General features: G+C 75.2%; 13 protein-coding genes. 5 read left to right on the top strand and 8 right to left on the bottom strand.

All coding sequences use genetic code 11. From position 1 onward, the window contains the following. Positions 1-189: 189 nt before the first annotated feature. Both ACI79Q_RS19985 and ACI79Q_RS19980 read right to left on the bottom strand, forming a co-directional pair. Entirely contained in the window at positions 190-1,419 is a 1,230-nt protein-coding gene (locus tag ACI79Q_RS19985) for an SPFH domain-containing protein (protein WP_456590488.1), read from the bottom strand. Between the two features lie 77 nt (positions 1,420-1,496). Beyond that, positions 1,497-1,931: an NfeD family protein gene (locus tag ACI79Q_RS19980; protein WP_456590489.1), complete on the bottom strand. Its 435-nt coding sequence runs from the start codon at positions 1,929-1,931 to the stop codon at positions 1,497-1,499. A gap of 73 nt (positions 1,932-2,004) precedes the next feature. Here ACI79Q_RS19980 and ACI79Q_RS19975 point away from each other — a divergent pair, with 73 nt between their 5' ends. After that, on the top strand, positions 2,005-2,739 hold the full coding sequence (locus ACI79Q_RS19975) for a hypothetical protein (protein WP_456600449.1): 735 nt from the start codon (positions 2,005-2,007) through the stop codon (positions 2,737-2,739). Between the two features lie 142 nt (positions 2,740-2,881). Here ACI79Q_RS19975 and ACI79Q_RS19970 read toward each other — a convergent pair whose 3' ends face one another. The 3 genes from ACI79Q_RS19970 to fabG are packed head-to-tail and all read right to left on the bottom strand — an operon-like array spanning position 2,882 to position 5,524. Beyond that, positions 2,882-4,030, bottom strand: coding sequence for a ferrochelatase (locus tag ACI79Q_RS19970; RefSeq protein ID WP_456615234.1), 1,149 nt, complete (start codon positions 4,028-4,030; stop codon positions 2,882-2,884). A 37-nt stretch (positions 4,031-4,067) separates the two neighbouring features. Next, positions 4,068-4,838, bottom strand: coding sequence for an enoyl-ACP reductase FabI (gene fabI / locus ACI79Q_RS19965; RefSeq protein ID WP_456590492.1), 771 nt, complete (start codon positions 4,836-4,838; stop codon positions 4,068-4,070). Next, a complete protein-coding gene (gene fabG, locus ACI79Q_RS19960; RefSeq protein ID WP_456590493.1) occupies positions 4,838-5,524 on the bottom strand; it encodes a 3-oxoacyl-ACP reductase FabG in 687 nt (228 codons plus the stop codon). The genes fabI and fabG overlap by 1 nt, the downstream gene beginning before the upstream one ends. A gap of 154 nt (positions 5,525-5,678) precedes the next feature. Here fabG and ACI79Q_RS19955 point away from each other — a divergent pair, with 154 nt between their 5' ends. Further along, positions 5,679-5,891 carry a zinc-ribbon domain-containing protein gene (locus ACI79Q_RS19955; RefSeq protein ID WP_456615233.1) on the top strand — a complete coding sequence of 71 codons (213 nt, stop codon included), beginning with the start codon at positions 5,679-5,681 and terminating at the stop codon, positions 5,889-5,891. Here the strand turns inward: ACI79Q_RS19955 and ACI79Q_RS19950 are convergent, their stop codons facing one another. Further along, positions 5,892-6,665 (bottom strand): IclR family transcriptional regulator, encoded by a 774-nt coding sequence (locus ACI79Q_RS19950; RefSeq protein WP_456590495.1) that lies wholly within the window; start codon positions 6,663-6,665, stop codon positions 5,892-5,894. Positions 6,666-6,747: 82 nt separating this feature from the next. Between ACI79Q_RS19950 and ACI79Q_RS19945 the strand changes: the two genes are divergently transcribed. Both ACI79Q_RS19945 and ACI79Q_RS19940 read left to right on the top strand, forming a co-directional pair. Beyond that, positions 6,748-8,670, top strand: coding sequence for an FAD-binding monooxygenase (locus ACI79Q_RS19945; RefSeq protein ID WP_456590496.1), 1,923 nt, complete (start codon positions 6,748-6,750; stop codon positions 8,668-8,670). Between the two features lie 168 nt (positions 8,671-8,838). Then, positions 8,839-10,461: a phospholipase D family protein gene (locus ACI79Q_RS19940; RefSeq protein WP_456600454.1), complete on the top strand. Its 1,623-nt coding sequence runs from the start codon at positions 8,839-8,841 to the stop codon at positions 10,459-10,461. 64 nt (positions 10,462-10,525) lie between these two features. Here ACI79Q_RS19940 and ACI79Q_RS19935 read toward each other — a convergent pair whose 3' ends face one another. Further along, on the bottom strand, positions 10,526-10,966 hold the full coding sequence (locus tag ACI79Q_RS19935) for a DoxX family protein (RefSeq protein WP_456615232.1): 441 nt from the start codon (positions 10,964-10,966) through the stop codon (positions 10,526-10,528). A 78-nt stretch (positions 10,967-11,044) separates the two neighbouring features. On the opposite strand from ACI79Q_RS19935, the gene ACI79Q_RS19930 reads away from it, so the two are divergent. Further along, entirely contained in the window at positions 11,045-11,836 is a 792-nt protein-coding gene (locus ACI79Q_RS19930; protein ID WP_456600456.1) for a crotonase/enoyl-CoA hydratase family protein, read from the top strand. A gap of 18 nt (positions 11,837-11,854) precedes the next feature. Here ACI79Q_RS19930 and ACI79Q_RS19925 read toward each other — a convergent pair whose 3' ends face one another. Then, positions 11,855-12,766, bottom strand: coding sequence for a diacylglycerol/lipid kinase family protein (locus tag ACI79Q_RS19925; RefSeq protein ID WP_456615231.1), 912 nt, complete (start codon positions 12,764-12,766; stop codon positions 11,855-11,857). Positions 12,767-12,827 lie beyond the last annotated feature (61 nt).

The raw sequence follows: 12,827 nt of genomic DNA, 5'->3' as shown, positions 1-12,827 counted from the left end.
CCCCCCCCCCCCCCCCCCCCCCCCCCCCCCCCCCCCCCCCCCCCCCCCCCCCCCCCCCCCCCCCCCCCCCCCCCCCCCCCCCCCCCCCCCCCCCCCCCCCCCCCCCCCCCCCCCCCCCCCCCCCCGCGGCCCCGTCCAGGGACCCGCCGCGAGCTCGCGAGGGGTGGGGAGGACGGGGTCCTTCTCCTGCTACTGCTGCGACCCGTACGGCGGGTCGGCGTCCGGCGGGTCGATCTCCGCCGGACGGTTGCGCGGGTCCGCCGCGGGACCGGACTCCCGCACGTCCTGCTTCACCTGCGACAGCGGCGGCGGTGTCGGCACCGCCGGGGCGCTGTCGGTGATCGACGACAGCTCGATCTTGGCCTCCGGCTGGTCGGCTGCCCGCGGCAGCTGCGACTCGAACCAGCTGCTGGTGTCCAGGCCGCCGTCCTTCGGGCCGCCGCCGCCGTCGCCGGACGGCTCGACGTCCATCCACGACTTCCCGCCCTCGGCGCCGCCCAGGCTGGCCAGCCCCTCGAGCGCCTTGCTGAACTCGCTGGGCACGATCCACATCTTGTTGGCGTCGCCCTGGGCGATCTGCGGCAGCGTCTGCAGGTACTGGTAGGCCAGCAGCCCCTGGTCGGGCTTGCCGTCGTGGATGGCCTGGAACACCGTCTCGATCGACTTCGCCTGCCCCTGCGCCTGCAGGTAGAGCGCGGCGCGCTCACCCTCGGCGCGCAGGATCCGGCTCTGCCGCTCCGCCTCCGCCTCGAGGATCGCCGACTGCTTCTTGCCCTCCGCGGAGAGGATCGCCGCGGCCTTCTCACCCTCGGCGGTCGTGATCGCCGACTGACGGGCACCCTCGGCGGTCAGGATGATGGCGCGCTTGTCGCGGTCGGCGCGCATCTGCTTCTCCATCGAGTCCTGGATGGACGGCGGCGGGTCGATCGCCTTGATCTCCACGCGCGCCACGCGCAGCCCCCACGGCCCGGTCGTGCCGTCGAGGACCGAGCGCAGCTGGCTGTTGATGCCGTCGCGGCCGGTCAGGGCGCCCTCGAGGTTGAGGCCACCGACGACGTTGCGCAGCGTGGTCGTGGTCAGCTGCTCCATGCCGGTGATGTAGTTGGCGATGCCGTAGACGGCCAGTCGCGGATCAGTCACCTGGAAGTAGACGACGGTGTCGATGCCGACCTGCAGGTTGTCGGCGGTGATGACCGGCTGCGGCGGGAACGAGATGACCTGCTCGCGCAGGTCGATGGTGGCCCGCACGCGGTCGATGAACGGCACGAGGATCGACAGGCCCGGCGACAGGGTCCGGCTGTACCGGCCCAGTCGCTCGACGACCTTGGCCTGCGCCTGGGGGACGATCGTCACGCTCTTGGCGATCACGATGATCACGAGCACGGCGATGACGATCAGTGCGATGAGTGCCGCATCCACGGCGAGCTCCCTTCGTCGGGGGTCACCGTTGATCCTGCCCTGCCGGGTCCCCCGGGTCAGCACCTTGGGGACAGGCGTCACTCCAGCGCGTCGCCGACGACCGCCGTCGCACCGTCCACCTGCAGGATGCGCACCGTCTCACCGACGCCGAAGGACTCCGCGCTGTGCTGGCTGCGCGCACTCCACTCGTCGGCCCCGAGCCGGATCCGGCCACCGGAGGCGTCCACGGGCTCGGAGACCTCCGCCGTCTTGCCGATGAGCGTGTCGACGCCGTCGAGCTGGAGCGGGGTGCGATCGGTCAGCTGCCTCTTCGCCAAGGGGCGCACCGCCACCAGGAGCACCCCCGACACGATGATGAAGGTGGCGAGCTGCAACCACAGCGCGCCACCCAGCAGCGCGACGGTCATGCCACCGAGTGCGCCACCGGCGAGCATGAGCAGCACCAGGTCGAGGGTGAGCATCTCGCCGACGGCCAGCGCCCCTGCACCGATCAACCACAGCAACCACGCCATGCACCAAGTCTGGCAGAGCCGCGGCCCCGGGAGGCCGCGCGGCGGCCCGGCCGCGCCGACGTAGCCTCGACCGGTGCACGACTACCCCGCCGGCCGGCTCGCGGTCTGGACGACCGCCTGGCTGGGCGGGCGCGCCTCCTACGACGAGACGCTGGAGGCGCTGACCGGCGAGCACGCCCACCTCGTGGCCGGCATGCCCGGGAGCGCCGGGACGGTGCCGCTCGGCGAGGCGCTGACCGCGCTGCGCGGCCTGGGCGAGCAGCGGCTGCGGCTGGTGCTGCCGGTACCCGGCGACGTGCGCGGGCTGCCTGCGGTGCCGGGCCTGGCCGCCGCGGCGCTGGAGGCGGGGCAGGCCGCCGTCGGGACCCGGCTGGTCCTGGTCCCGCGGACCGGCCCGGAGGTCGTCACCTGGACGGCGTTCCCGCTCGACGGTGCGGCGCCCCCGCCGCCGCCTGCGGAGGGCAGGCTGCGCGCGGTCTCCGGGGCGCTCGACCTCGCCGTCACCGACGCCGCCCGGACGCTGGCGGACCTGGACCTGGCACGCTGGCACCCCGAGGTCCCCGCGCTGCTGGCCGACCTGGCACGCCCCAAGCCGGCCCCCGGCCTGCCGTTCGACCACGACCCGCTGGCGCTGTCGGTGCTCGGGCGGGCGCAGCGGCTGGCGGCCGTGCTCGACCTCGCGGCCACCGACGCACCCGGGGCAGCGGTCAACCAGGCCCAGATCGCCGCCCGCGACGCCGCCCTGCGTCCGCTCTCCGACGCGGTGCGCGAGGCGGTCACCGCCGCGTACAACGACGTCCCCCGATGACACCGCGGCCACGTGCCGTGCCCTGCACCGTGCAGCCGTTGCATCGGGGGTAGGGCACGACCCCGCCACGCTCTGGGGGTGTTCCGCGCGCCCCGCGGGTCCCGCAGGGCCCCCGGAGCGGGAGCACGGCCCCGAGAGCGGGTCAGCCGGCGGCGGGACGGCTCGGGCGCGGCGGGACGAAACAGCAGGACGCCGGGCAGTTGGTGCCCAGGCGCGGCTCGCCCCCGGCGCGTCGCTCCTCGAGCAGCCCGCGCAGCGAGGTCACGAACGCCGGGTGCGTCCCCGCCGTCGCCGCGCGGGCGAAGGCGAGGCCCAGCCGCTCGGCGGTCTCCTTCGCCTCGTTGTCGAGGTCCCAGATCACCTCGAGGTGGTCGCTGACGAAGCCGACCGGGAAGAGGACGACGGCGGTCTCCCCCGCCTCCGCCAGCGCCTCCAGGTGGTCGTTGACGTCCGGCTCCAGCCACGGCACCGACGGCGGGCCGCTGCGGCTCTGCCACACCAGGTCGAACGGCCGGCCCGGGGCGGCGAGGTCGACGACCTGCTGCGCGGCGGCCATCAGCTCCGCCTCGTAGGCGTGCCCCTCCGGTCCGGCGACGGCGGCCATCGTGTCCGGGATGCTGTGCGCGGTCGCCACGAGGCGGGCGGAGGCGCGCAGCTCCTCGGGGAGCTCGGCCAGCGCCGCGGCGAGCGCGTCGGCGTTGGCCCGCACGAAGCCGTCGGCGTCGAAGTAGTGCGGGAGCTTCTCCGCGGTCGGGCCGCCCGGGGCGGCGGCGTCGCCGGTCAGCGCGGCGCGGGCGCGGGCGATGTCCTCGTGGTACTGCCGGCAGCCGGAGAAGGAGGCGTAGGCCGACGTCGCCAGCACGTAGGCGTGCTGGATGCCGTCGTCGGTCATCTGCTGCCAGACGTCCTCGACGTAGGGCGCCCAGTTGCGGTTGCCCCAGTAGACCGGCAGGTCGATCCCCGCCGAGCGGAGCTCGGCCTCCAGCGCCGCGAGCAGCGCCTTGTTCTGGTCGTTGATCGGGCTCACGCCGCCGAAGTGGTGGTAGTGCTCGGCGACCTCCGCCAGCCGCTCGCGCGGGATGCCCCGCCCGCGGGTGACGTTCTCGAGGAAGGGCATGACGTCGTCGTGGCCCTCCGGGCCGCCGAACGACAGGAGCAGCAGCGCCTCCCGCCGGCCGGGCGGGGCAGGCTCGGCCGACGGCGCGACGCCGCCGTTGTTGCGGACGGCGAGCGAGGGGTCCTCGTCGGGTCGCTGACCGGCAGGAGTGATGTCGACGATTGCGCGGGGCACGTGGGTTCTTCCTGTTGCGGGGCGTCGACGGATGCACTCACACGCCGACGGCGTGGAAGCCCCCGTCGACGTGGACGATCTCGCCGGTGGTCGCGGGGAACCAGTCCGACAGCAGGGCGACGACGGCCTTGCCGGCGGGCTCCGTGTCGGTGACCGACCAGCCCAGCGGGGCCCGTCCCTCCCACGCCTCCTCGAACTGCTTGCTGCCCGGGATGGACTTCATGGCCATGCTGCGCAGCGGGCCGGCGGCGACGATGTTGGACCGCACGCCCTCCGGGCCCAGCTCGCGGGCGACGTAGCGGCTGACCGACTCCAGCGCCGCCTTGGCCGCGCCCATCCAGCCGTAGACCGGCCAGGCGACGGTCGCGTCGAAGGTCAGCCCGACGACCGAGGACGGGTTGGCCAGCAGCGGTCGGCAGGCCTGGGTGAGCGAGGCGTAGGACCAGCTCGACACCTGGAACGCGGTGGCGGCGTGCTCCCAGGCCACCTCGGGGAAGCCCTCGCCCATCGCCTCCTGCGGGGCGAAGCCGATGGAGTGCACCACGCCGTCGAGGCGGTCGAAGCCCTGCTCGCGCAGCCGGTCGGCCAGCGTGGTCAGGTGCTCGGTGTTCGTCACGTCGAGCTCGACGACGGCGGCCTCCTGCGGCAGCCGCTTGGCGATCCGCTGGCACAGCGACAGGGCGCGGCCGAAGTTGGACAGGACGACGGTGGCGCCCTGCTCCTGCGCGATCCGCGCGGTGGCATACGCGATCGACGCCTCGGTGAGGACCCCGGTGACCAGGATCTTCTTGCCGTCCAGGATGCCCATCAGTGCCCCATTCCGAGTCCGCCGTCGACCGGGACGACCGCCCCGGTGATGTAAGCCGCCGCGTCCGACGCCAGGAAGCGCACGACGCCGGCGACCTCGTCGGCGTCGGCGTACCGGCCCAGCGGCACCTGGCCCAGGATCTCCTGCTGCCGGGCCTCGGGCAGCTCCGCGGTCATGTCCGTGGTCACGAACCCGGGTGCCACCACGTTCGCGGTGATGTTCCGGCTGCCGAGCTCGCGCGCGATCGACCGGGCCAGGCCCACCAGCCCGGCCTTGCTCGCCGCGTAGTTCGTCTGTCCGGCCGAGCCGAGCAGCCCGACCACCGAGGACACGAACACCATCCGGCCGGCCCGGGCGCGCACCATCTTCGGGGTCGCGCGCTTGGCGACCCGGTAGGCGGCGGTGAGGTTCGCGTCGACGACGTCGGCGAAGTCCTCTTCCTTCATCCGCATGAGCAGGCCGTCGCGGGTGATGCCGGCGTTGCTCACCAGCACCTCGACCGGCCCCTGGTGCTCCTCGACCTCGCCGAAGGCGCGGTCGACGTCCTCGGCGCTGGTGACGTCGCACCGGACGCCGAACAGCCCGTCGGGGGCGCCGCTGCCGCGGTGCGTCACCGCGACCGAGTCGCCCTGCTCGGCGAACGACCGGGCGATGGCCAGCCCGATCCCCCGGTTACCGCCGGTCACCAGTACCGACCTGCCCACGTGCCACTCCCCTGCGCCGACGACCCGGTGTTCCGGTCCGAACCTAGCCCTTGGGCGCAGGTCACACCGCCTACCGGCCGGTAGGGGCCGCGGGGGACGACGCGCGCGCGTCGCAGCGATCGTCCACGCTGACGGGATGTTCTTCCTCTTCGGCTTCGGGACCAAGCAGCGGGACGCGGGCCCGGGGGCGACCCGCACCTGTCCCCGGTGCGGCAACACCGCGCGGTGGACCCGGGTCCGGCAGTTCCAGCAGCTCACGGTCTTCTTCGTGCCCGTCCTGCGGTGGCGACGCCGGCAGCTCGAGGTGTGCCCGGTCTGCGGGGCCGCGGTGGACGCCCGGGCCGGGTGATCAGCGCCGGCCGCCGGCCGTTCCGCCGTCGGACCGGCCCGCGTCCAGCGCGCGCGCGACCGCCCCCGCCGCCTCGGCCAGGTGGCCGACCCACTCCGGCAGCCGGTCGCGGGAGTACCGCGCGGAGGGTGCGGCCAGGGAGAGCCCCGCACCGTCGAGCCCGCCCGCCGCCGGGACGGCGACCCCGACCGCCGTCAGCCCCGCCTCGGTCGCCTGGTCGTTGAGGGCGAAGCCCCGACGCCGGACCGTGCGCAGCTCCCGCTCCAGCCGGGCGGCCGCGGGCTCGTCCAGGCCGGCGAGGACGTCGGCCCGGCGCTCGGCGCCGAGAGCGGCGAGCACCGCCTTGCCGCCCGAGGTGAGGTGGGCGGGCAGCGCCCGCCCGGTGCGGTCGCCGACGCGCAGCACCTGGTGGCTCTCCACCGTCGCCACGAACCGGACCTCCCGACCGGCCAGCAGCATGACGTTGGCCGTCTCCCCCACCGCGTCGACGAGCCGCCGCAGGCGCGGCAGGGCGGCGTCCCGCAGGAGGGCGACCGACGCCGGGGGCGCCGTGGCCGGACGCAGGGCCGATCCGGGCCCGTACCGGCGATCGGGCAGCTGCTCGGCGAAGTCCCGGTAGACGAGCATCCCGAGCAGCCGGTGGGCCGTGGACGCGGAGACGCCCAGCCGACCGGCGACGTCGGTCACCCGCATGGGGCCCTCCTGCTGCAGAAGGCTGGCCAGCAGGAGAGCGGAGTCCACCGAGCCGATCGCGTACGCGGGCTTGTTCTTCACCGCAGAAAACTCTATTCCCCTCCGCGGGAAGTGGGGCAGCGTCGCGGGTGCCAGCACACGTACGGATGTCAGGGGACGAGACGTGCAGTTCTACCTCGACGGCTACCGGCCCGGCGACCCGCTGGTCGAGGAGCCGCACCCGTCGGTCGCCGACCGGCCGGAGGGGCTGCCCACCGAGGCGGACGTCGTCATCGTCGGCACCGGCCCGGCCGGGCTCGTGCTCGCCGCGCAGCTGGCCGCCTTCCCCGACATCCGCACCGTCGTGGTCGACCGGCGGGACGGGCCCCTGCAGGTGGGCCAGGCCGACGGAGTGGCCTGCCGCACGGTCGAGATGTTCGAGGCCTTCGGCCTGGCCGACCAGCTCGTCGCGGAGGCCTACTGGGTCAACGAGGTGGCCTTCTGGCGGCCCGACCCGGCCGACCGCACCCGCATCGCGCGGACCGGTCGCGTCCAGGACGTCGAGGACGGGCTCTCGGAGTTCCCGCACGTCATCGTCAACCAGGCGCGGATGCAGGCCTGGCTCCGCGAGCACATGGCCCGCTCGGCCAGCCGGCTGGCGCCCTCCTACGGGCTGCACGCCACCGGCGTCGACGTCGACACCAGCGGCACCTCGGACCACCCGGTCACCCTCACCCTGCAGCACCTCCGGGGCGGGCGGGCGACGGGCGAGGTCTCGACGGTCCGGGCGCGGTACGTCGTCGGCTGCGACGGCGCGCGCAGCAGCATCCGCACGGCGATCGGCCGCGAGCTGGTCGGCGATGCGATGAACCAGTCGTGGGGTGTCATGGACGTCCTCGCCGTCACCGACTTCCCCGACATCCGGCTGAAGGCGGCGATCCACTCGGCCAACCAGGGCAACCTGCTGATCATCCCGCGCGAGGGCGGCTACCTGGTCCGGCTCTACATCGAGCTCGACGCCGTCGCCGACCGCGAACTCCGCGACCGGCGCGCCGTCACGCCGGAGAAGCTCGCCGCGGTGGCCAACCGGATCCTGCACCCGTACTCCATCGAGGTGAAGGGCGTCGGCTGGTGGTCGGTCTACGACATCGGCCAGCGGCTCTGCGACAGGTTCGACGACGTGCCGGCGGAGGAGACCGCGACGCGCCTGCCGCACGTCTTCATCGCCGGCGACGCCTGCCACACGCACAGCGCCAAGGCGGGCCAGGGCATGAACGTCTCCATGGCCGATGCCTGGAACCTCGGCTGGAAGCTGGCCGCGGTGCTGCGCGGCACCGCCCGCCCGGAGCTGCTGCACACCTACTCCGCGGAGCGGCAGGCGATCGCCCAGGAGCTCATCGACTTCGACCGCGAGTTCGCCCGCATGTTCAGCGCGCCCCCGAAAGAGGACGAGAGCGACCACGGCGTCGACCCCGAGGAGTTCCAGCGCTACTTCGTGCAGCAGGGCCGGTTCACCGCCGGCGTCGCCACGCGCTACGCGCCGTCGATGATCACCGGGAGCACCGAGCACCAGTCGCTCGCCGCGGGCTACCCGGTCGGCATGCGCTTCCACTCCGCCCCGGTGATCCGGGTCGCCGACGCCAAGCCGGTGCAGCTGGGGCACGCGGCCCGGGCCGACGGCGCCTGGCGGCTCTACGTCTTCGCCGACTCCACGGAGCCCGCCGACCCCGGGTCGCGGGCCCGGGCGCTGCTGGAACACCTCGGGTCCGAGAACTCACCCCTGGCCCGGTACACCCCCGACGGCGCCGAGCCCGACTCGGTGATCGACGTCCGCGCGATCTTCCAGCAGGAGCACCGCGAGCTGGCCGTCGACCGGTTGCCGGCGGTGCTGCTGCCGCGGAAGGGCCGCCTCGGGCTGGTCGACTACGAGAAGGCCTTCTCCCCCGACCACGCCGCCGGGAACGTCTTCGCGATGCGGGGCATCGACCGGGAGCGCGGCTGCATGGTCCTGGCGCGACCCGACCAGCACGTGGCGGCGGTGCTGCCCCTGGACGCGGAGGACGAGCTGGCCGACTTCCTCGCCGGAGTGCTGGTCGAGGCACGGTAGCGGCCCGGCGCGAGCCCCGGCATCGGTGAGCGCACCTGCGCCGCGTCCCCCCACCCCCGCACGGCGGCACCCGGTGTGCCCGCCCGGGAACAGGGGTAGGCGCGTTGCCGGCCAGGGCCGTCCCCGGACGGCCGCCACGACCAGGCACCGAGGAGTGATCCGCCCGCCATGCCGTTCTGGCCGCGCCGGCGTCGGGAGCCACCCTGGGTGCGCCGGTTGGGCGGCGGGCACCCGTGGCTGCTCACCGCCGAGCAACGCGGGAACTCCGCGACAACGCTACCGGCGTGGCGGGAGGGCAACGCGGTGGACGCGGTCGTCGACGGGCGCCCCTATCTCCGGCAGCTGCGCGCGGTGCTGGACGCCGCCGGCGCGGAGGACCTCGTCCTGCTGGCGAGTTGGCGCGCCGAACCGGAGGAGCTGCTCGACGACGACGGTCCGCCGTTCGCCGCGGCACTGGTCGGCGCCGCCCGCCGCGGTGCTGACGTCCGGTTGCTGCTGTGGCGGTCGCACGCGACGGCGCTCGGCTTCACCCTCGGCCCCCACCGGGAGCTGGCGCGAGCGGTGCACGCGGCGGGGGGTGAGGCGGTGCTGGACGCGCGGGTGCGACCCCTGGGGTCGCACCACCAGAAGCTCGTCACGGTCACCGGCGCGACGGGTGAGGTCGCCTTCCTCGGTGGCATCGATCCGGCCCGGACCCGCCGGGATGGGCCGGCGCACACCGGCGACCCGCAGCGGCAGCGGTTCAACGCCGCGTACGGCCCGACCCCGGCCTGGCACGACGTCCAGCTGCGGCTGACCGGGCCCGCGGTGCACGACCTGGCGACCGTGTTCCGGGAACGGTGGGCCGACCCGGCACCGCCGGTCCGCTGGCCCTGGCAGCGCGTGACCGACCGGTTGCTCGGGGCGGCCCGCCCGGTCCACCCCGTCCCGCCGCCGTCACCTCCACCGGCGCCGAGCGGCACCTGCACGGTGCAGCTGCTGCGCACGTACCCCCGCCGCCGCCCTGCGCATCCCTTCGCCCCGGAAGGCGAGCGCAGCATCGCCCACGGCTACGCGAAGGCGCTCGCCCGCGCCCGTCGGCTGGTGTACGTCGAGGACCAGTACCTCTGGTCCAGCGAGGTCGCACGGATCTTCGCGGCCGCGTTGCGCCGGTCCCCGGAGCTGCGGTTGATCGCCGTCGTCCCCCGGCACGTCGACGGCGAGGGGCGCCTCGACCGGCCGGCCACCCTGCGCGGCCGCAACGCGGCCTGGCGCACCGTGCTGGCCGCCGGGGGCGAGCGGGTGCAGCTGTTCGACCTGGAGAACGAGGCCGGCTTCCCCGTCTACGTGCACGCCAAGGTGTGCATCGTCGACGACGTGTGGGCCGCCGTGGGCAGCGCGAACCTCAACCGGCGCTCCTGGACCCACGACTCCGAGCTCACCGCTGCCGTGCTCGACGAGTCGCGCGACGGTCGGGAGCCGGTCGACCCCGGTGGCCTGGGCGACGGCGCACGGACCTTCGCCCGCCGGCTGCGGCTCGACCTGATGCGCGAGCACCTGGACCGGGCCGAGGGCGACGACGCCGACCTCCTGCACGCCGACGACGCGGTGGCGGCGATGCGTCGATCCGCGGCGGCGCTCGACGCCTGGCACGACAGCGGCCGCCGCGGACCGCGACCGACCGGCCGGCTGCGTGCCCACCCCCGGCGCAACGGGCCGCTGTGGAAGCGCTGGCTCATCACACCGGTCTACGACGCTGTCTACGACCCCGACGGGCGCCCCTGGACGATGCGACTGCGGCGGGAGCTCTGACCCGACCCACCCGAGGCCGGGCGCCCTGTCCCCGAGGTGGGCGTCGGCGAGTTCCGGTCCTGGCTCACCGAGTCGTGGGTGGACCTGCTCGTCGGCTGAGTCGATCCCGCCTCCGGCCGCGCCGCAGCCAGCCGCCGCCGTACAGCGCCCACAGCACCAGCAGCGGCTGGAAGAACAGCCGGGCGAGGCGCTTGCGGTCGGTGTCCAGTCCGAAGGCGTCGGTGCCCTCGAGGTACTGCGCGACGTTCCCGGGGAAGATCACCACGAAGAACACCGCCAGCAGCCCCCCGACCAGCCGCCGCTTCCGCGGCAACGCGAGGAAGGACGCACCGAGCGCGATCTCGGCGACGCCCGAGCCCAGCACCGTCAGGTCCTCGTCGACGGGGAACCAGCCGGGCACCTGGGCCTGTAACACCTGCCGCTGGGTGGTCAGGTGCAGCACCCCGGCGCCCACCATCGTCGCGCCGAGCAGCAGCCGGGCAGCGGTACGGGGCAAGGAGGTCATGGCGCAGCGTAGGCAGGGGCGTCGGCCCACCCACCGCGCTCGTTGACACGCCGGTCCGGCCGCCCGTAGACAGCGGAGGTGGACAACGACGTGTCGCGCCGGGTGGCGCTCGAGGTGGCCGACGGCGTGGCGACGGTGCGGCTGGACCGGCCGGAGAAGCTGAACGCGCTGGACCCCGCGATGTTCGAGGCGCTCGTCGCCGTCGGGACCGGGCTGATGGAGCGGGACGATGTCGGCGCGGTGGTGCTCACCGGGGCCGGCCGGGCCTTCTGCGCCGGCCTGGATTTCGGTTCCTTCGCCGCGATGGCCGAGGGCGGCGAGCGCGTCGTCGTCGCCCGGGAGCCGCTGGGCGCGGCGGGTGCGCTGGCCCAGCAGGCCGTGCACGTGTGGTCGCTGGTGCCCGCCCCGGTGATCGCGGCGGTCCAGGGCGTCGCGTTCGGCGGCGGCCTGCAGATCGCCCTCGGTGCCGACATCCGGCTGGTCGCGCCCGACGCGCAGCTGTCGCTGATGGAGATCCTGTGGGGCATCGTGCCGGACATGTGCGGCACCCAGCTGCTGCCCGAGCTGGTCGGCCGCGACGTCGCCAAGGAGCTCGCGCTGACCGGGCGGAAGGTGTCGGGTGCCGAGGCGGTCCGCCTCGGGCTGGCCACCCGCGAGGCCGCCGACCCGCTGGCCGCCGCGCTCGAGCTGGCCAGCGAGATCGCCGGGCACAGCCGCAGCGCCACCCGGGCGGTCAAGCGGCTGGTCGACCTCGCCGGGCGGGTGCCGCTCGCCGAGGGGCTGGCCGCCGAGCAGGCCGAGATCGGCGCCCTCATCGGCTCGCCGGAGCAGGCCGCGGTCGTCCGCCGCCGGCTCGGGAACCGCGCCTGAGCAGCCGCTCCCGACCCGCTACCGCGGGACGAGGACCGACCAGGCGGCGGGCTGCACCCGCCACGTGCGGGCGACGGCGATCTCGTCGAGCTCCCCGTCGGCGTCGACGGCGACGGTGCTCCCGGACAGGCGCACCTCCCGGGCGCGCGCCACCAGCACGTCGTCCCGATCGACGTGCCCGCCGGTGGTCAACGCCGTCCCGAAGGCCACCCGCGCCACCGGTCCGGTGGCGACGCTCACGACGACGTCGGCCTCCCCGTCGTCGGGCCGCGCGTCCGGCGCCAGCGGGGTGCCGCCCCCGATGGTCGAGCCGTTGCAGATCCCGACCATCAGCACGCCCAGCCGGCCGTCGGCGGCCCACTCGCCGGTCGCGGCCACCTCCCCGTCGATCTCGACGCACAGCTCCCACCCGGCGCCGGACACCCCGGCGATCGCGGCGCCCAGCGGGTAGGCCGCCGCGCCGAGCCGCCTCTTGAGCCGGTGGGCCTCGGCGGCCGCCTCGGCGCCCACCCCGGCGTGCACGGCGTTCACGACGATCCCGCCCGCGTCGTCGCGCAGGAGGTCCAGCCGGCGGGGCCGGCCGGCCAGCACCGCGGCCGCGCCCTCGGCCGGGTCCAGCGGCAGCCCCAGGCTGCGGGCCAGGTCGTTGCCCGTGCCGCAGGCGATGATGCCGACGGGGTCCTCGGGCGTCAGCCGGCCCACCCGGTCGAGGGCGGCCACCACCGCGTGCACGGACCCGTCCCCGCCCAGCGCGACCACCCGGCGGCCGGTGTCGTCGCGCAACACCTCGTCCAGCTCCGCGGCGTCACCGGTGGCGGCGACGGCGACGTCGGCGCCGGTGCGCAGCTCTGCCACCGCCGCCTCGACCGCATCGTCGTGCGCGGTACCGGCCGCCCGGTTCACCACCAGGAGCAGTGCGTCGTCGGGCACGGGGCCTCCTCGCTCGACTCGTCGGGACGGGGACGCCCCCTGTGGCAGCATGACGGTCGCC

The organism is Blastococcus sp. SYSU DS0828, assembly GCF_054050975.1.
The sequence above is the reverse complement of the archived record's forward strand: the minus strand, read 5'-3'. Positions and strand labels throughout refer to the sequence as shown.